Source organism: Pseudomonas sp. FBCC-B545 (genome assembly GCF_059134095.1).
This window is the reverse complement of record NZ_CP101441.1, coordinates 4,142,609-4,160,730: the sequence shown is the minus strand read 5'-3', so window position 1 is coordinate 4,160,730 and position 18,122 is coordinate 4,142,609. Positions and strand designations below refer to the sequence as shown.

Sequence of the window (18,122 nt, the reverse complement as noted above, 5' to 3'; positions counted from 1 at the left end):
CTGACTGACGACGAGCAGTGGAAGTTCACCGTTTGGCTCATATGCCCAGTCCATGGGCAACAACGGTATGCGCGCCGATACACACCCGTCGGCTGACCCTGGCAGCGCTGTCAAACCGGGACAGGTGCTGGAACAGGGGATCGGCCAGGTAGGCATCAATGGCCGAGTCCGGAGCATGAGGGCTGGGAGGAGGTCCTTCGCGGGCGGCCGCCGGCCGATGAATGATTTGCCCGTCGACCATGCCGATTTCGACCGCAGCCCTACCGGCCACCAGGTTCACAAACGTGTGCATGTCATAGAGCAGAATGCCGTTTTGAAGTGACCACATGTCCATGCTGCCGACATTGTGCAAGCCTACCGGTATGATGCGCTCGCATTCGGCCGGTGTGAGCCCGTTGCCGATCAGCACCGCCCGAGCCTTCTCATCGTCGCGGGCAACCAGCACCAGGTTTTCCAACTGTCGGACCAGGTTGCCCAACCCACTGGCCGGCTCCCGGAGCAGGCTGAGCCATCCCAGTAGACCGCTATGGGAGCGCTTCTTGAGGTGTTTGAGCTGAACGCCATAAATCTGGCCGTGCAGGTTATCCCGGATGAAAAAATCGACATCCACTTCAACGGCACTGTCTTTTGTATGGTGTTGCAGCAGTTCGAAATCGAGCACTTCAATATGGGCGCAGCGTTTGAGCCGGTTCAACAGGTAGGCCTTCTGTGCATCAGAGGTGGCCTTGCCGTGCCAATTGTCGCCGAACTTTATTTCTGCAAGTTTTTCGGCTGTCTCGATGGCGCCACTCGCCAGGTTGCGCGTTCCCAGGATCAGTCCGCCTCCAGAGAAATCGAACAGCCGGTCAACCACGGGGAGTTGCGCTTGAATCTGACAGACAAGTTCGTAGACCGGCGTGATGCCTTTCTGCGCGGCGTGGCGATGATCGAAGGGTGGGGTTCCAGGGTGCTGTGCCCCATGGACCGCGTGAATGATCATCAGCAGCAAGGGTTCGAGTTGATCGAATAATAATCCGGCCACGGGACCGTAGTCTGGCGGTAGTCGCCAATGCTGGGGAAATACAGTGAGTGCCGATACCCTGGCGTTCTGCAGCTGGTTTCGTCGAGCCGGGTCGGCGGCCACGATGGCAAGGCTCTGGATGGCCAGGGAGGCAGACGCAAGGGATGCCTGCTCCAGGGCTGAACCAAACCACACTCGTCGAAGGTGCATGCGCATGGCGTCCGAGGACGGCGTGATGCTGCAACGGCCGGTCTCATCAAGGGTTGCCCTGGCGATACCCAGTATGACCAGCGCCAGTAGCTCAGAAAGCCAAACGCATTGGCACGCCAGGCTAACAGCGTCATGCGAGGATGGGGCACCCTTGGCTTCGCATGGCATGGTCGAGAGTACGGTTTCAAACAGCTGCAGATCGAGCAGCCGCGCAATATCGGTCAGGGTGCCGTCGGGTAAAGGTTCCGTGTCGACGGTGGTGTGTATCTGGGTTTGCTGCAGATGCGCCTCGCGGGATTTCCACAGTGCGCTCGTGCCGGTGAGTGGCAGCTTGGGTGCCAGCAGCGCCTGCATCTGGCACAGCTGTTCGACCAATGTCTGCACGCCCGGGCATTCATCCATCAGGGAACTGACGAGTTTTCGATTGGATTGGCTCAAACAGAACTTGTGCGGGTAAGTGTTGATGTTGCAGGCAAGGCGTAAGGCGTGGTGGCAGCGGGTGTCGATAAAAGGCGTTTGCATAGGTGTAGCGCTCGGCCGGAAGGTGAATGTTATCGTATGGTGCTTAGAATAAAGGGAATGGAGAGGGCGCGATGGAATGTATATGCCGACAGGCACCGCACCCATGAACAAAATACTCATGGGTCTATCAGCGGTATTGTCACTGGCTCAAACGTCGGGGGCCTTGGCAGAAAACGCTAATGGCAAGACGCTTTACCTCCAAAGGTGCGCGGTGTGTCATGGGCCCGATATCAGAGCGACTGGGCCATTGGCCAAAAAAAGCAATCCGCCAACGCCTGACCTCACAACCACAGCTTTCAAGCAGCGGCTCAAGGATTATCCGGGTGTTATCGTATCGTCGATCATCCTTCGTCCCAATGGCGACCTGATCCCAAGGACGTTGCGGGAGAACGGTGTAAAGATAGCGCCGCATGCCTGGAGCATTAAGGATCTACGCGACCTGCATCAATATATGAGTGCGGTTATTTCAAAAAAATAAATGCTCTCGGGAACAGAAGTGGCGCAGGCGCTCAGCAGCAATTGCCCTGCTTAATAGGAAGCATTACTATTCACGCCCCGCCTACCCAGTGCATCCGCGATGACCCCTCAGCCGCCCCGCAGAACAGGCTTTTTCGAGCACTACGAAGAGTTGATCGGAACCTGGACGCGCCGCCTGAGAAACCGCCAGCAGGCCGAAGACCTGGCCCATGACACCTTTGTGCGTGTGCTTGAGTCCCGCGCCAGCGAGGTAGTACAACCGCGCGCCTACCTGCATCAAACCGCACGCAATATTGCGGTGGACGCCTGTCGCCGCGAAGACCGCCGCCAGGCGCTGACGCTGCCGGCCATGGATCAAAGCGCGCCCCACAGCGGCGACCCGGAGCATTACATGCATGCGATCCAGTTGGCCGACTCCATCGAGCGGGCCTTGACGGAGCTGCCGCTCAACTGTCGCAGGATTTTCATCTGGCAGAAGATCGAGGGCCTGACCCAGCAGGAAATCGCCGAGCGCCTGGGGCTGTCTAAAAACATGGTGGAAAAGTATATGATCCGCACCTTGCGGCATCTGCGTGATCGTCTGGATGCGATGGCGCCATGACCCGCTTTGAAACAGGATCCTGCTCGATGGATAACCGTGTCCGTGATGAGGCCGCGCAATGGTTTGTACGCCTGCAAGACGGCCCATTGAACGCCGAGGAGCGGCAACGTTTCGATGCCTGGCAGTCGCAGGCGCCTGAGCACCAGTACGAAATCGATGTGCTGCAAGGGCTGTGGGGCGCCGCCGATCTGCTGCCCCAGGCCCGCTTGCAGGCCTTGTGCGATACGCCGGGCGAGCCTCCCAAGCGCCGTGCGGTGTTGCGCTATGCCGTTGCCGCCAGTGTGGTCGCCATTGCAGTGGGCCTGGGTTTAGTCAGCGGGGTGGGCCAGTCAAAGCCTTACAGTGCAGAGTTCAGCACGCGATTGGGCGAGCATCGCCAGGTAGCCTTGCCCGATGGCTCGGTGATGGACCTCAACAGCCGCAGCGTGGCTGCGGTTCGCTATGAAAAGGGCCAGCGGAGCGTGGAACTCAAGCAGGGCGAGGCGATGTTCAGTGTCGAGCATGACGCCAGGCGTCCGTTCGTCGTGGTTGCCGGGTCAGGTCAGGTAACGGTTACCGGCACGCGTTTTGATGTGCGCCGCGACGAAGACCAGACCCGCGTGGCGGTCGAAGCCGGTACGGTCAAGGTGCAGGGGCGCATATCGGATCAGGCGGTGACGCTCACCGCTGGCCGTGGTACCCACGTTGATACCCAAGGCCAAGTGGCAGCAACCTATGCGGTGAACCCTGAAGAACTGACCGCGTGGCGTACCGGCAAACTGGTGTTCAACAACGCCACCTTGGGCGAAGTGGCCCGGGAAGTGTCGCGCTACCGTGAGCAGCCGTTGCGTGTCAGCACGGCAGCGGTGGGTAACCTGCGCCTGACCAGCGTATTCAAATCCAGTGACACCGACGCCTTGCTCAAAGCCTTGCCGCACATCCTGCCCGTGGCCTTGCGCACCTTGCCGGACGGTAGTCAGGAAATTATTTCACGCTGACATTCAGGTTTTTTTCGAGTTCTTCGTCTTCTCCTGCAACTGCAACTGGTTTGCATTAACAGCCGCACACTCTTGCGATCACAGGACTAGGTTCGACGTGAAAAAACTCGCCATCCACAATAATAAAATCTCTCGCTGGGTGCCCCTGGCCCTGGCCATTGCGGTCAGCACCGCGCTGCCTGCCGCGTATGCGGCCGATGGCATACATATCCGCGCCCAGTCACTGGGTGCCGCGCTTAGCCAACTGGGCCAGCAGACTTCGCTGCAAGTGTTCTTCAGCCCCGACATGGTGGCCGGCAAGCAAGCCCCGGCGGTGAATGGCGACCTCTCGCCCGAACAGGCCCTGCGCCAACTGCTGCAAGGCAGTGGGCTGGATTACCAGATCGACGCCGGTTCCGTGACCCTGCGCCCGGTGAGCAACGGCACCGGTGAAGCGGGTTCACCGCTGGAGCTGGGAGTCACCGATATCAAGGTGGTGGGCGATTGGCTCGGCGATGCCGATGCCGCCGTGGTGCAAAACCATCCGGGCGCACGTACCGTGGTGCGCCGCGAAGCCATGGTGGAGCAGGGCGCGATGAACGTCGGTGACGTACTGCGCCGCGTGCCTGGCGTGCAGGTGCAGGAAGCCAACGGCACCGGCGGCAGCGATATTTCCCTCAATGTCGGTGTACGCGGCTTGACCTCACCCCTGTCGCCGCGCTCCACCGTGCTGATCGACGGAGTACCGGCGGCCTTCGCCCCGTACGGCCAGCCGCAACTGTCGATGGCGCCGATTTCTGCCGGTAACCTGGAAAGCATCGACGTTGTCCGCGGGGCCGGCTCTGTACGTTATGGGCCACAGAACGTGGGGGGCGTGATCAACTTCGTGACCCGTGCAATTCCGGAGAAATTCTCCGGTGAGGTCGGCACTACCCTGCAGACCTCCGCCCATGGTGGCTGGAAGCATGTGGAGAACGCCTTTATTGGCGGCACGGCAGACAACGGCATCGGCGCTGCATTGCTGTATTCCGGAGTCAACGGCAACGGCTATCGCAACAGCAATAATTCCAACGATATCGACGACGTGATCTTCAAGACCCACTGGGCGCCGACCGATCAAGACGACTTCTCGCTGAACTTCCACTACTACGACGCCAGCGCCGACATGCCTGGCGGCCTGACCCAGCAACAGTTCGACGCCAACCCTTATCAGTCGGTGCGCGACTGGGACAACTTCAGCGGTCGCCGCAAGGATGTGTCCTTCAAGTACATCCGCCAGATCGACGATCGCACCCAGGCCGAAGTGCTGACCTACTACTCCGACAGCTTCCGTGGCAGCAACATCGCCAACCGTGATTTGAAAACCCTCAGTTCCTACCCGCGCACCTACTACACCTTTGGTATCGAGCCGCGGGTGTCCCATGTGTTTGACCTGGGCCCGAGCACCCAGGAAGTCAGCGTTGGCTACCGTTACCTCAAGGAAGGCATGCACGAGCAAGCCACCAGCCTGAACCTGGTCAATAACGTGCCGACGCCGGGCGGGCAGAGCGATGGCCATGTCTATCAGGACCGCACCGGTGGCACCGAAGCCAATGCCTTCTACATCGACAACAAAATCGATATTGGCAAGTGGACCATCACCCCGGGCATCCGCTTTGAAGATATCCGCACCGAATGGCATGACCGCCCCGTCGTGGCCCTGAACGGCAAGCGTACCGAGGAAAAACGCCGCGAGATCCACAACAACGAACCCTTGCCGGCCCTGAGCGTGATGTATCACGTCTCCGACGCCTGGAAACTGTTTGCCAATTACGAAACCTCCTTCGGCAGCCTGCAGTATTTCCAGCTGGGCCAGGGCGGCACCGGCAACCAGACCGCCAATGGCCTTAACCCGGAAAAAGCCAAGACCTACGAGATCGGAACGCGCTACAACGACAGCGTCTGGGGCGGCGAAGTGACACTGTTCTACATCGACTTCTCGGATGAGCTGCAATACGTCAGCAACGATGTAGGCTGGACTAACCTCGGCGCCACCAAGCACGCCGGTGTCGAAGCCTCGGCCCACTACGACCTTTCCAATCTCGACCCGCGCCTTGACGGGCTGACGGCTAACGCCGGCTTTACCTATACCAAGGCCACCTCCGAAGGTGATGTACCGTTCAAGGGCCGCGACCTGCCCCTGTACTCCCGTGAAGTGGCGACGCTGGGCCTGCGCTACGACGTCAACCACTGGACCCATAACCTCGATGTTTATGCGCAATCCAAGCAGCGTGCGCCAGGTACCGGCACCACCTACATTACCCAGGGCACCGACGATGGCCAATATGGCGACATCCCAGGTTATGTCTCCGTCAACCTGCGCAGCGGCTATGACTTTGGCGCGCAATTGTCGAACCTCAAGCTGGGCGTGGGCGTAAAGAACGTCTTCGACCAGCAGCATTACACGCGCTCCAGCGACAACAACGCCGGGATATACCTGGGTGAACCGCGTACGTTCTTCGTCCAGGCAAGTGTCGGGTTCTGATATTCAGTGGATAGAAATATCGCAACCCAAGGGTTGCGATTTTTTTTGCCTGCCCGGTTCGACGCGACGTTGCCCAGGCAGCAGCAAAGGCTATTACCTGCTCGATCTGTTTCCTACACTCGCACAGCATATATTGTTGCTGGCACAGGAACTGATTCCGACAAAAAGCCACACATGGGAAAGCTGATGGGCTTCGACACTACGTTGGAGCGACAAGCTGAAAATCGCGCCCACTGTAATGGAGAAACGCATGTCGGTACCGATGTTGGATCCATCCCCCGTCTCTACCTCATCAACCTCTGATCCTTCGCAGGCCAATGCCACTGCCAAGCCCGAGGTCAAGAACACTCGTGAAGCGCCTGCTGCGCCTTCTTTCAAAGGTCAGAGTTCCGCCAATGTAAATTTTCAATCCGGGGAAAATAAGGCCGGTCCAGTGTTCGGCAACCATCAGGCGGCCACCACCGGCGCAGATGTGTCAGGCCGCCACCATCACCATCACCATCACCATCATCACGCTCCTGCAATGCAGGATTTCCTGAGCCAGTTCAAGCAATGGATGAACCAATGGTTTTCCGGACATCGGCCGCCTCCGTATCCAGGCTGTGGCGGTCCACCACCAAGGCCGAACCCAGGTTGCAGCAATCCGCCGCCGAGGCCGAATCCCGGGGCGAGCAACCCGCCACCACGACCAGACCCTACCGGCGGAGAAAGGCCCTATCCGGTCGCGCCTGGCAGGCCAGATCCGCAATACTCGCTGAAGAACAATGAAGAGTTGGCAGCGCAATTGCGCGACAGTTTCCATGTTTTCAGGGACCCCAGGAATCCAGGGTATATCAGTGTTGACAGCATCCTTGCGATGGCGAGAAGAGGGTGGTCGCCTAACCCCGCCATGCGGGAGAACATTCGCTTGGCCAATGAGCTGCTGCGGCGTCCGGAACTGATGGCGGCGCTTGACCGACACACTTCTACCGGTGCATTGGATAATCTCATCGACTTTCAGAATGTGATCGCGGTCATCAAGGGCGAAAACTACTTCAAGTACAAGTCTGACAAGGAGTTGGCCGCTGAAATGCTCGAGCATTTTGACGAATTGAAGGGCTGGCCCTGGGGGCCAGACCTTAGAATCCGCGACCTGAAAAAGCTTGCCCGCCAACCTTTCACAGGCGACGCTGAAAAGGACCACCTTATCCAGTTGGCCCAGGCAGTGATCCAGCGAAGTAATCTGCTCAAGCTGATGGACGACCTTGCCAGTAAAGACGGGGACGGAAAGATCAATTGGAGAGCATTGGTCCTATTGTCCAAGTGACCAACCTACAGGCGCTGCACGGCGAATGCGGCGCCTGACTCAATTGTTCGAGGAACGGATTACACTCATTTGCCACATAGCTGATACCTACAGTAGTGATTCACCCGCCGCTTTTCAGATTCCGAGTGAGGGCAAACTCATGACTTCAACCTCGTTTAACTCCCCCCCATCCCAGCGCCTTGAACTCCTGCACAGCACCCAGGACGCGAAACTTGCGGTATCAGAGGAGGGCGCAGCAACGCGAGGCCTGCACACCCCTGCAAAGGAACATGCGGCCCAAGCCCTGCGCATGAAGGCTTTTGCCGGCCAGCGACAATTCCAGGCGCCCGTTTCGGATGACTTTTCCAGGGGCATGCTTGCGGACGGACAGCCCCCCGGAGAGGGTGCCGGATCGATAAAAAATGTCGGGCTGATTCACACCCTCGCGGGCTGGTGGCGCAGACGCAAGTTGGGTTGAGCATCGTTGGTTGCGGTTTTACATATTGTCATTGGTATTCGTTGTCCGTAAGGAACTGCCGGGTTCATCCAACCACACATGAGGTGCTGGTCCGAGTGGAATTCATTCGTTGATTTGGTCATCACCGAGCCGATCACCAAGCGGATATGCATCTCAAAGAGTTGGAGAAAACCCATGTCAATCGATGGTGTACTACCTCCCAGGCGGTCTCACGCCCCTGGTGGGCCAGTCCCGCACCCCATGGCGCCACCACCGGTCGACAACGCTGGAGCCTGGAGTGAAACGCCCTCCGTGCCTGAGTCTGCTGGGCCTCGCAAGCCCTTCCTGCTGCGCGGAACATTGTCTGTCCTGCGTCATCGGAACTTGCAGAACTTCCCCCCGCAGCGGGCGCAGTTTTCCCTGCCGGGCCCCAACTCCACGGACAAGCAGTTGGCGAGTGCCCTGGAGAAAGCCTTCGGGCTGCTGCACTCGTATCTGAATGACGGGCGCTTGACCTGGTTGTCATTGCAGCGGATTGCCGCTGAGCCCACCGGAAAAAACGAGGAGTTGGACGGCGCGATTCAGGTCGTCCGGGAAATTCTTGAGCGCCCGCGACTAAGCGATACGATCTTCAGTCGTGACGGTGATATCACGCGAGATAGTCTCAGGGCGGCGGCCCAGGCGTTGCAGGGCAACAGCTCCCCAAGCGTCTTCAGCCAGGATCCCTTTCATGCCCAGGGCAACGCTGAAGTGGTTGAGGCGCTGCAAGGGCAGTTCGAGCACTTGAGAGATAAAACCAAGGATCGGACTTTTCTTTTCGAACAGCACCAGTACGTCGACATCGCCAAGCTCAGGGAAGTTTTGCAGGATCCGTATGAGGTTGATCAACAGGGCAACCCGGTGCTGGACCCGTCCACCGGGATGCCCAGGTCCAAGTACAGCGAACTGTGCGTCTACACGATGAAGAACATTTTTGAGCGGCCGGGTCTGCTACCTGCGCTGAAGCATGCGAATACTCCACGCCTGTTTGGCCCGCCGCATGTAGAAGACCACCTGTGCAACAAAAACCTCGAACGTTGGCAGGAGCAGCACAAAGCTCGCAAAGCACGTTGAGCCGTGACCTACACCTTGAGGATTTTGCCGCTGATAGCGACTGCCGCCAGCAACACCGCAATCAGCACGAAAGCGGTACTCAAACTGCTGCCATGGGCGATAAAACCGATCATGGCGGGGCCGGCGAGAATACCGGCGTAACCCAGGGTGGTGATGGCCGGCACTGCAATATGTTCAGGCATGACCTTTTGTCTACCGACGGCGGTGTACAGCACCGGCACGATATTCGAACACCCGGCACCCACCAATGCGTACCCGAGCAACGCTGTTTCCCAAGCCGGCAATAATGTCGCCAGGAGCAAGCCGGCACACGCCAGCGCGCCACCGACCACGATCACTAGCGTGGCGCCCAGGCGTCGGACAATGGCATCACCGGTCAGGCGCCCAGCGGTCATGGTCAAGGCAAATGCCGCGTAGCCAAGACCGGCGTAGGCCTCATCCAGGCCACGCTCAGCACTCAGGAATACCGCACTCCAATCCAGCACGGCACCTTCAGCCAGGAACACGATAAAACACAGGCAGCCGATAAACAGCACCACTCCGTGGGGCACTGCAAATGCAGGACCTGAGCTTTCACTGCCATACGGCAACAGATGCGGTGCGGCCTTGAACAGCGCAACGGCCATGATAATGACCACCACCAGGGTCGCCTGCAGGGGCGACAGGCCCAGCCCCAGCAAACCGGAAACCCCCGCCGCGCCGACAATGCCACCCAGGCTGAAGAGGCCATGAAACCCTGACATCATGGTCTTGCCACTGGCGCGCTCAACGATGACGGCTTGCAGATTCACCGTGGAGTCCACGGTGCCCAGGCCCGCGCCAAACAGGAATAACCCGGCGATCAGTAAAGGGATCGAACTGACAGTGGCCAACATCGGCAGGGCCAGGCAAATCATCAGCGTCCCGGCGGTAAGCACGCGCCGGCAACCGTAGCGAGACGCCAGCGCGCCCGCCGCCGGCATTGCGATGATCGAACCCACCCCCAGGCACAACAGCAATAGACCAAGCGTGCCTTCGTTCAGGTTCGCGCGCGCCTTGGCATACGGCACCAAGGGCGCCCACGCGGCAATACCAAAACCGGCGATAAAAAAAGCGATACGGGTGGACATTTGTTCCAACCGCCCGGGAACCACGGGGGCAGGAGTGGGAATGGCAGCCATGAAGAATCCTTGGTTTTGCGTTCAGCGAACGATGTCCAGCGTGACATCCTTGCACATCAGGCCGTCTCGAGCGAGCAGGGTTCCCTTCGCGTGCGGGGTTAAAACGACGTTACTGGAGCAGGCGTGCGCCTTGCCAGCTAACGATACGATGCATCAGCTAGGGCTGTTCAAACGGTTACAAAGCATTGCCTTTGCCCCCCCGGCAGGTGGTGGCCAACCCTGTGTCGGTGGGTTCAACCTGCAGTGGGCCGCTCGGGACTCCGGCAATCGCGTCAGTGCCCGTGTATTTGAGCGAGGTGAAGGGCCTACCGCGTCTTCGGGCGCCAGCGCCTGCGCCGTGGCTTGTGCCGCGTGGCGAGCGGGTTGGGTGGAGGCTGGAGAGGTCGCCGTGGTGATGCCGGGTGGTACGGCTCCAGTGCATTTGCAGGCGGAGGCTGGGAACTTTGTTGAGTGTCAGTCTGTTTGGGGCCGCCCGACTGATAACCTGAACCTGTGAAAACCCCGGACGGCTTAATCCGGTGTCAGCTGTTTCCTGAATTGTTATCTGTTAAAACTGTAGTCAAAGTAAGAAATTTCTTGATATTAGCGAGCCTTGTTTTACAGCCTGTCGCATTTTTTAAAAGACACTTCCAATCTCGACGTACGAAACTTCTCTTTTATTTTTTAACATCCGAAACGTTGCCGAAATCGCTAAGCTTTAACGTGTTCAGGTGCTTTTTTCGCGAGCCATTGAGGGTTGGCGTGGAAGAGTATTTCAATCGAAAAAGTTGATGGCGGGTAACAAAGGATGGTTCACGCGTTTTCTTCCTCACGTTTTAAATTGTTGCTTCCAGGTATTAATACGGACTTCCAGGTTTTGTCCTTCAAAGGTCACGAAGCCCTCGACCAGCCGTACTTCATTCACATGCAATTGATCAGCGAAGACCCTTCCATTGACCTGGAAGCCTTGCTTCGTCAACCCGCCTATCTGGACTTCGGCGAGGGGGATACGGGCCTGCATGGGCAGGTCTACGCCATCGGCCGGGATGACCAGGGCGTACGGTTCACCCGTTATCACCTGACGCTGGCCCCCCGCCTTGCATGGCTTGCCCATCGCCGCGACCAGCGGGTTTTCCAGCTGCGCAACGTGCCGCAGATCATTGCGACGATCCTTGAGCACCACGGCATTCTCGCCGATACCTATACCTTCGAGCTCGGGCCGGTGGTGTATCCCCCGCGGACATTCTGCGTGCAGTACATGGAGTCCGACCTGCACTTCATCCAGCGACTGTGTGAAGAGGAGGGTATTCACTTCCATTTTCGCCACAGTACGGACAATCATCTGCTGGTGTTTGGCGATGACCAGACAGTATTTCGAAGGTTACCGGTGCAGCGTTATTGTTCATCGCCTGATCCGGCGCTCGAGACCCGCGTAGTCCAGCGTTTCGACCGGCGCCTGCAAACCCGCAGTCAACGCAGCGTACGCCGTGATTTCGACTTTGAGCATCCTTCGCTACACCTGCAAGCCCAGGCCGGAGCCACGGATCCTTTGGAAGACTATGGCTCCCCCGCTGGGTTCACCAGCCGTGAACGAGGTGCTCAACTGGCGCGCCGCGGCCTGGAGCGCCATCAGCGTGATCGTCATCGAGTATTGGGCAAGAGCGATCAACCGGCGTTATGCAGTGGTCACTTTCTCGAGTTGTGCGATCACCCCGATCCAGTCTGCAACGACTTGTGGCTACTGACTTCGGTACGTCATGAGGGCTACCAACCGCAGGTTTTGGAGGAGGCCGCATTTGGAGTCGACAGGTTTCAAGGCTATCGCAACCGCTTCACCGCGACACCTTGGAGCGCAGTGCATCGACCGCCGCTCAAGCACCCCAAGTCGACGATCAGTGGCAGCCAAACCGCGACGGTGACCGGGCCTGCGGGTGAGGATATCCATTGCGATGCCTATGGCCGTGTGAAGGTGCGCTTTCATTGGGATCGTCGGGACAAACCTGACGATACCAGCAGCTGTTGGCTGCGGGTAGCGTCCGGTTGGGCGGGGGATGGGTTTGGCGCCATGGTCATTCCACGGGTGGGCATGGAAGTGCTCGTGAGCTTCCTGGAGGGCGACCCCGACCAACCCCTGGTCAGCGGTTGCCTGCCCAACGCGCTACACCTGCCCGCCTACCCTTTGCCGCAGCACAAGACGCGCAGCGTTCTGCGTAGCCGCAGTTCTCCCCACGGAGCAGGGGCCAACGAGTTGCACCTTGAAGACAGGCGCGGCGAAGAACTGATCTACCTGCGCGCACAACGCGACCTGGAACAACAGGTGGGCCGTGACAGCCGCCTGGAAGTCGCCGGGCAGAGGCATGAAATCATCCGAGGGGTGAGCACGCTCCGGCTGGAAAGCGAGGAGCATCGCCACGTCGACGGTGATCGCAAGGTAACGCTCAAGGCGCATGACCACCTTGACGTGCAGGGCGATAGCCTGACCCGAGTGGGCCAGACCCTGGTGATCGAAGCCGGCCAGCAGATTCATCTCCAGGCCGGTGCCAGCCTGGTAATCGATGCGGGTGCGCAACTGAGCCTTAAGGCGGGCGGAGAGCACCTGGTGATTCAAGCCGGGAGTATTTTCAGCAGCCGCACCATCAGCCTTGGCGGCACACCTTCGGCATCCCATCCGGTGGGCTCTAAGCGGGTTGCCGCGCCGGTTTCCGCGGTGCAAGGCGTCATCATGGACTTGGCCAAGCAACTGGGCGCGGATTTTTGCCCCCTGTGCGAAGGCTGCCGAGAAGGCGGCTGCGATATCGTGGGGAGGGCGGCTTGATGGACAGCTTGCCCAATCGATGGATGGCTCAACAGCGGCAGAGAGGGTACGCGCTGTGCCTGATGCTGGAGGGCCATAACACCGCTCGCCAACCTCTGTTGGCAGGGCGCGGCCCATTGCACTATTGCGAACTCTACAGCGAGACCGATGCGGCGCAATTGGTGAGCTCAGGCCCGGTCATAGTGTTGCTGGAGCAGATGCAGGAACCTGCATTGGTCGAGCTGCTGCAACACCCCGAGTCGAATTGGGGGTGGATGGGTAGTTTGCCTGCTGCCGATTTTGACGATGTGACTCGACATTGGCGCGCGCGATTGCTGCTGGGGCCCAAGGGCCAGCAGGTGCTTTATCGCATTCACGACAACCGCACCCTGGGTCGTGCCTTGGCCCATTTATCGAAAGCGCATTGGCCGGACTACCTCGGGCCGCTCATCAGCGTTTGCTATTGGCACGAAGGCCGTTGGTGCCAGGCCGAGAACCCCGCACCAGGCGACTATCCGGTACCCGACCCGTCACCTTGGCTGGGTGCACCCAATCCCCAGGCCGAAGCCATCCTGCACGCCAATATCCTGCGCTACCTGTTGGCCGAGCACAGCGAAGACCTGGCTGCATTGGTTGAGTTTCAAGACCCGAGGATCTGGCTGGCCCAGGTACTGGAGCAGGCACGCACCTGGCAATGGCGCTCGCCGGAGCAGTTGGAGTTTTTGGTGGTGCGTCGGTTGGAAGAGGCGACCCGCAGCAGCGTTGTCCATTGGCAACCGTGGGTAGGCGAGGCGCCAGGGGCGCATTTTGAACGGGTGGTGGAGCAGTGGCGCAGGGAGGAAGGGAAGGGTGGATAGATGGACGAAAGTGGGGTTGCTTGTGGTCGGGGGCGTAGGGCTTTCGGGGTGTACGGGGAAGGGGGTAGAGCATTTTACGTTGGAGGTGGATTTGCCGCCGCAGTTCGAACTGAAGACGGCAGCTAATTATCGACCTGCAACGGGTGAAACCTGTGTCTTGCCGAGACGCCGAGGCAAGAGACCAGAGCGGAAGGTCTTTTTTACAGACTACAAACCTGTCGCGAGCAGGGTGAGTTATGAGTTACCGCTGACCGAAACGGTAGAAGGGTGTCCGTTGGTACTGCGTAGTTTGGAGTTTGATTTCTATGCGAAGTGGGGAAAGCGAAGTACGGATGTGGGTGGGGATATTGCCAATATCTCTATCAGAGATTATCTGGATATGCCCGGGATGCGGGAGTCAGATGCGCAGGATTTTTCGGGCCAGTGTCAATGGTTGTTTCGGACTGTAGGCCCTCTTCACGGGATCAGGAAAATTCTCCAGTGCCGTTCGGTTAATGCGGAGGGGAAGTTGCAAAAAACACGAGTAGGTGGATACGCGCAACGAGATGAACTCCCAGGAAAAACTCTGAGGATGGTGTTGACTTTGAGTAATGAGGAGAGACCCGCTTTTGACGATAACTGGGTAGCTGTTCCAGGAGGGTGGAAACGCTGTAAAGGTAAGGACTTCTCTGATCGGGATGCCTACTGCAACGGCAACACGACCGATTTTAAACCTATAAAAATGCCGGACGGTCGCATCTGCGATATTTATCCATCGTGTGAATGAAGGAGTGAGCCATGTGCATGGACGCAAGGAAGCGATCATTTTTCAGTGATAGCACGCTAGCTTGTTCATTACGAGGGCAGTGGGTGAGCTTTTGCTTAGTCGACGAAGTCGGAGTAGGAACGATGTATGGCGGTCTGCCGTATACCGTTCACGACAGTGCAGGACAGCAGTACAAAGGTAGATTGAACGGTGAGGGGGGCGCCAAGTTACAAGATATTTATAGCGGTCCCGTGGTTCTTGTTTTTGACGAACTTTATTCAGGAGCAGAACAGCCATATCGCCGATTAATGATGCGGCCGATGTATCCACTTCCTATCAGCGAGCTTCAAGTTCGGGCAGAGCAGACTAAATTTTCTACGTCCAGTGGGCGTCGTGTTGAAGCCAATCCTGCTCAACTACAAGCTGACCGGTTCTATCAAGTCGAAGTCAGAGATCTGGTTCGACATGTCGCCCACTTGCCTCCGATAACGCCTCGTACCCATCGTCCCAAACGTCATGCATTGAAAATGATGGCCGAGCTGGGATTCGGCCCGCCCGAGCCAACATTAGCGGGTATCGTGCTGTTTCCAAACAAGCACACCATTCTCGAGGTACGGCCATTGCGGGCCTTGCGCCCAATGCTATCTGTCGAAGACAACATCTGTGCCCTGAATGTGTTTCAGCTGGCATTGTTTGCTGCGTTGAGTTATTGCGACTTTGGGCAAGTCCCTCGAGAAAACCCCTTAAAGGAGGTCCGGTTTCCGTTGGATCCAAGCGTTGGAAATCTGTTCGCTGAACAGCTGTCGGTGTATCACGAAGCCTGGCGAATCGATCCGAAGCAAACGCAGCGTTTCTATCCGCTCTATGAAGAAGTCCCATACTCCCAGCGTTTCGAAATCCTGCCTTTCGATCCCGACTTATATCCCCAGAATCGCCCGGAACTAAAGGACGAGCAGGAACACCCTGCACGCCTGCATTTTTTCGATGACGAAAAATTTGGCACCGACACCCAGGCGTTCATCACTCACCACGACCAGGTCATCCTGATTTCCGTGCGAGGAACCGTCAGCGGTGCTGATGCGCTACGTGACGCGGACGCCCATCAAGTGGCTTTCGTCGACGGCGTTGGTAAAGTCCACGAGGGCTTCTACCAGGCTTACCGGGCTATGCGTGATTTCGTACTGCGATACCTTGACCAATTCCACATTGGCCAGCGTATTGTGATTTGCGGCCACAGCCTTGGCGGCGCTATTGCATTGCTGTTGGCCGAAGGGCTGCGCCGAACCCCGGATGCTAACTACGACGTTCTCCTCTACACCTACGGCGCCCCTCGCGCCGCCGACTCCGAGTTTATCGCCGGCGCCTCATCCCTGGTCCATCACCGCATCGTCAACCACAACGACCCCGTCCCCAGCGTTCCGGCGCGTTGGATGAACACCACCGCCAAACTCTGGATCCCCGGGGCCATCACATTATTCAGTGCCCCTGCACCCGGTGGCCTATTGTTCGCCGCCGGGCTGGTACGTGTGGGCGGCAACCCCTATCAACATCACGGTGAGCAACATCACTTCATGCCGATCACGCTCCCGGACGGCACCCATTCTTCAGTGCTATGGAAACCTGGCTGTGAGTCCATCCAGGAGGCGGGCTGTCATCGCGCATTGCAACTCCAGGGCGATATGCCCGACCGTGACAATCTGCTGCGGCAGCTTTTTCAGGCCGGCCAACACTTCATGACCACCAGCTACATCCCTGCAGCCTGGGCCACACTGCGACGCTGGCAGCAAGCCCTGGATCGTCAAGGCCCCCTGGTGACCTTGAGGGAGTTTGAGCTGCTCGACCGCGCTCTCGAAGACATGCGCGAGCAATTGAGAGCCAAACGGCGTGAACTTGCCCGCCAGCGTCCAGCCAATGATCGCAGCTATGAGCCTAGCGATGCCTTGAACGCCGAGATCGACCGCTTGCACACCAGCCGCGAGCGCCTGGCAACCCTGCGCTGGCGTCGCCTTGAAGCTCGCGACGTCTACGGCAGTCAAGCACAGTCTGCGCACCTGCAATCGAGCCTCAAACGTTGGTTCAGTCACCCTGAAAACCGCGAGTTTGCCCAATTTGCCAGCATTCCGCCGCCTGCACACCATGATCAGGCAAAGGCGCAAACGCTGGACATCGACTCTATCGTCTAGCCAGCCGGGTTATATAAAAACTCCACCTGCGCCGGCTGCCGTTTCATCAGCACCTTGCCGTTGCGGATCGAGTACAGCGGCAAGCCCTGGCTGCGAATGACCTCATAGTCACTGTCGGCGGACAGGATCAGCAGGTTGGCGGGGCGACCGGCGTGCAGCCCATATCGGTCACCCAGGGCCATGGCCTTGGCACTGTTGTCGGTCACCAGGTCAAGGGCACTTTGTAGGTTACGGTAGCCGAGCATATGGCAGATGTGCAGGCCGGCTTCCAGGACCCGCAAGATGTTGCCGTTGCCCAGGGGGTACCAGGGGTCAACGATGGAGTCCTGGCCGAAGCACACGTTCATGCCGGCCTCAAGCAGTTCGTTGACACGGGTGACACCCCGGCGTTTCGGGAAGCTGTCGAAGCGACCTTGCAGATGGATGCTTTCAGTGGGGCAGGAGACAAAGCTGATGCCTGAATGCCCCAGCAGACGGAACAGTTTGGCGCAGTAAGCGTTGTCGTAGGAACCCATGGCCGTGGTGTGACTGGCAGTGACCCGCGCGCCCATGTCGCGGCTGCGGGCTTCCTCGGCGAGGACTTCGAGGAAGCGTGAGTGCGGGTCGTCGGTTTCGTCACAGTGCACGTCCACCAGGCAGCCCGTGCGTTCGGCCAGGTCCATGAGGAATTTCACCGAACTGACCCCTTGGTCGCGGGTGTATTCGAAGTGGGGGATACCGCCGATCACGTCGGCGCCCAGGCGAACGGCTTCTTCCATTAGTTCGCGGCCATTGCGGAACGACTCGATGCCCTCCTGGGGGAAGGCGACAATTTGCAGGTCGATCAGGTGCGAGCTTTCTTCACGCACCTCCAGCAGGGCCTTGAGTGCAGTGAGGTCCGGGTCTGTGACGTCGACATGGGTGCGCACATGCTGGATGCCGTGGGCGGCGAGGGCCTGGATGGTTTTTTTGGCGCGGGTCTTGGTGTCTTCCAGGGTAATAGTGGCCTTGCGCTCACCCCAGCACTCGATGCCTTCAAACAGCGTGCCGCTCATATTCCAGCGCGGTTCCCCGGCGGTGAGGGTGGCGTCGAGGTGGATGTGGGGTTCTACGAAGGGCGGTATTACCAGGTTACCGGCGGCGTCCAGGTCGCCGCTCGTGAGTGTCGGGATTCCGGTTTGCGCAGTAATGCTGGCGATCCGGCCGTGTTCCAGGTGCAGATCATGCAGGCCTTCACGGTTGCGCAGGCGGGCATTGATGATGTGCATGGTCAAGTTCCT

Annotated in this window: 13 protein-coding genes and 1 pseudogene; 11 read left to right on the top strand and 3 right to left on the bottom strand. The window is 58.7% G+C overall.

Translation table 11 applies throughout. The features are described from left to right. Nucleotides 1-37: 37 nt before the first annotated feature. On the bottom strand, nucleotides 38-1,852 hold the full coding sequence (locus tag NMB39_RS19195; protein ID WP_494340223.1) for a hypothetical protein: 1,815 nt from the start codon (nucleotides 1,850-1,852) through the stop codon (nucleotides 38-40). Here NMB39_RS19195 and NMB39_RS19190 point away from each other — a divergent pair. The 6 genes from NMB39_RS19190 (at nucleotide 1,836) to NMB39_RS19165 (ending at nucleotide 9,145) form a co-directional block, all read left to right on the top strand. Continuing rightward, nucleotides 1,836-2,210 carry a c-type cytochrome gene (locus NMB39_RS19190; RefSeq protein ID WP_057024263.1) on the top strand — a complete coding sequence of 125 codons (375 nt, stop codon included), beginning with the start codon at nucleotides 1,836-1,838 and terminating at the stop codon, nucleotides 2,208-2,210. The two genes, NMB39_RS19195 and NMB39_RS19190, sit on opposite strands and share 17 nt — an antisense overlap. A 99-nt stretch (nucleotides 2,211-2,309) precedes the next feature. Next, entirely contained in the window at nucleotides 2,310-2,810 is a 501-nt protein-coding gene (locus NMB39_RS19185; protein WP_494340224.1) for a sigma-70 family RNA polymerase sigma factor, read from the top strand. 26 nt (nucleotides 2,811-2,836) lie between these two features. Beyond that, on the top strand, nucleotides 2,837-3,787 hold the full coding sequence (locus NMB39_RS19180) for a FecR family protein (RefSeq protein WP_198720971.1): 951 nt from the start codon (nucleotides 2,837-2,839) through the stop codon (nucleotides 3,785-3,787). Between the two features lie 97 nt (nucleotides 3,788-3,884). After that, on the top strand, nucleotides 3,885-6,290 hold the full coding sequence (locus NMB39_RS19175; RefSeq protein ID WP_494340225.1) for a TonB-dependent siderophore receptor: 2,406 nt from the start codon (nucleotides 3,885-3,887) through the stop codon (nucleotides 6,288-6,290). A 250-nt stretch (nucleotides 6,291-6,540) separates the two neighbouring features. Further along, entirely contained in the window at nucleotides 6,541-7,596 is a 1,056-nt protein-coding gene (locus NMB39_RS19170; RefSeq protein WP_494340226.1) for a type III secretion effector protein, read from the top strand. Between the two features lie 697 nt (nucleotides 7,597-8,293). After that, the gene (locus NMB39_RS19165; RefSeq protein WP_464006696.1) at nucleotides 8,294-9,145 is read left to right on the top strand and encodes a type III secretion protein; all 852 of its coding nucleotides are present in this window, start codon (nucleotides 8,294-8,296) and stop codon (nucleotides 9,143-9,145) included. A gap of 8 nt (nucleotides 9,146-9,153) precedes the next feature. Here NMB39_RS19165 and NMB39_RS19160 read toward each other — a convergent pair whose 3' ends face one another. Beyond that, nucleotides 9,154-10,305, bottom strand: coding sequence for an MFS transporter (locus tag NMB39_RS19160; protein WP_494340227.1), 1,152 nt, complete (start codon nucleotides 10,303-10,305; stop codon nucleotides 9,154-9,156). Between the two features lie 106 nt (nucleotides 10,306-10,411). Here NMB39_RS19160 and NMB39_RS19155 point away from each other — a divergent pair. From NMB39_RS19155 to NMB39_RS19135, 5 genes and pseudogenes are all read left to right on the top strand, one after another. Then, a pseudogene (locus NMB39_RS19155) lies at nucleotides 10,412-10,793 on the top strand (diaminopimelate epimerase); the annotation flags it as partial. Between the two features lie 299 nt (nucleotides 10,794-11,092). Then, nucleotides 11,093-13,099, top strand: a complete 2,007-nt coding sequence (gene tssI / locus NMB39_RS19150; RefSeq protein WP_494340228.1) for a type VI secretion system tip protein TssI/VgrG — start codon at nucleotides 11,093-11,095, stop codon at nucleotides 13,097-13,099. Next, nucleotides 13,099-13,935, top strand: coding sequence for a DUF4123 domain-containing protein (locus tag NMB39_RS19145; protein ID WP_494340229.1), 837 nt, complete (start codon nucleotides 13,099-13,101; stop codon nucleotides 13,933-13,935). The genes tssI and NMB39_RS19145 overlap by 1 nt, the downstream gene beginning before the upstream one ends. After that, nucleotides 13,928-14,701: a hypothetical protein gene (locus tag NMB39_RS19140; protein ID WP_494340230.1), complete on the top strand. Its 774-nt coding sequence runs from the start codon at nucleotides 13,928-13,930 to the stop codon at nucleotides 14,699-14,701. The genes NMB39_RS19145 and NMB39_RS19140 overlap by 8 nt, the downstream gene beginning before the upstream one ends. Nucleotides 14,702-14,712: 11 nt before the next feature. Continuing rightward, nucleotides 14,713-16,863 carry a lipase family protein gene (locus NMB39_RS19135; RefSeq protein ID WP_494340231.1) on the top strand — a complete coding sequence of 717 codons (2,151 nt, stop codon included), beginning with the start codon at nucleotides 14,713-14,715 and terminating at the stop codon, nucleotides 16,861-16,863. Here NMB39_RS19135 and codA read toward each other — a convergent pair. Further along, entirely contained in the window at nucleotides 16,860-18,110 is a 1,251-nt protein-coding gene (codA, locus tag NMB39_RS19130; protein WP_057024219.1) for a cytosine deaminase, read from the bottom strand. The genes NMB39_RS19135 and codA overlap by 4 nt on opposite strands. Between the last annotated feature and the right edge of the window lie 12 nt (nucleotides 18,111-18,122).

Excerpts from the sequence above, each read along its gene's own strand:
- NMB39_RS19135 (WP_494340231.1), top strand. The coding sequence starts at position 14,713 with ATGTGCATGGACGCAAGGAAGCGATCATTTTTCAGTGATAGCACGCTA.
- NMB39_RS19190 (WP_057024263.1), top strand. The coding sequence starts at position 1,836 with ATGAACAAAATACTCATGGGTCTATCAGCGGTATTGTCACTGGCTCAA.
- NMB39_RS19195 (WP_494340223.1), bottom strand. The coding sequence starts at position 1,852 with ATGAGTATTTTGTTCATGGGTGCGGTGCCTGTCGGCATATACATTCCA.
- NMB39_RS19145 (WP_494340229.1), top strand. The coding sequence starts at position 13,099 with ATGGACAGCTTGCCCAATCGATGGATGGCTCAACAGCGGCAGAGAGGG.
- NMB39_RS19165 (WP_464006696.1), top strand. The coding sequence starts at position 8,294 with ATGGCGCCACCACCGGTCGACAACGCTGGAGCCTGGAGTGAAACGCCC.
- NMB39_RS19160 (WP_494340227.1), bottom strand. The coding sequence starts at position 10,305 with ATGGCTGCCATTCCCACTCCTGCCCCCGTGGTTCCCGGGCGGTTGGAA.
- NMB39_RS19185 (WP_494340224.1), top strand. The coding sequence starts at position 2,310 with ATGACCCCTCAGCCGCCCCGCAGAACAGGCTTTTTCGAGCACTACGAA.
- tssI (WP_494340228.1), top strand. The coding sequence starts at position 11,093 with ATGGTTCACGCGTTTTCTTCCTCACGTTTTAAATTGTTGCTTCCAGGT.
- NMB39_RS19180 (WP_198720971.1), top strand. The coding sequence starts at position 2,837 with ATGGATAACCGTGTCCGTGATGAGGCCGCGCAATGGTTTGTACGCCTG.
- NMB39_RS19170 (WP_494340226.1), top strand. The coding sequence starts at position 6,541 with ATGTCGGTACCGATGTTGGATCCATCCCCCGTCTCTACCTCATCAACC.
- codA (WP_057024219.1), bottom strand. The coding sequence starts at position 18,110 with ATGCACATCATCAATGCCCGCCTGCGCAACCGTGAAGGCCTGCATGAT.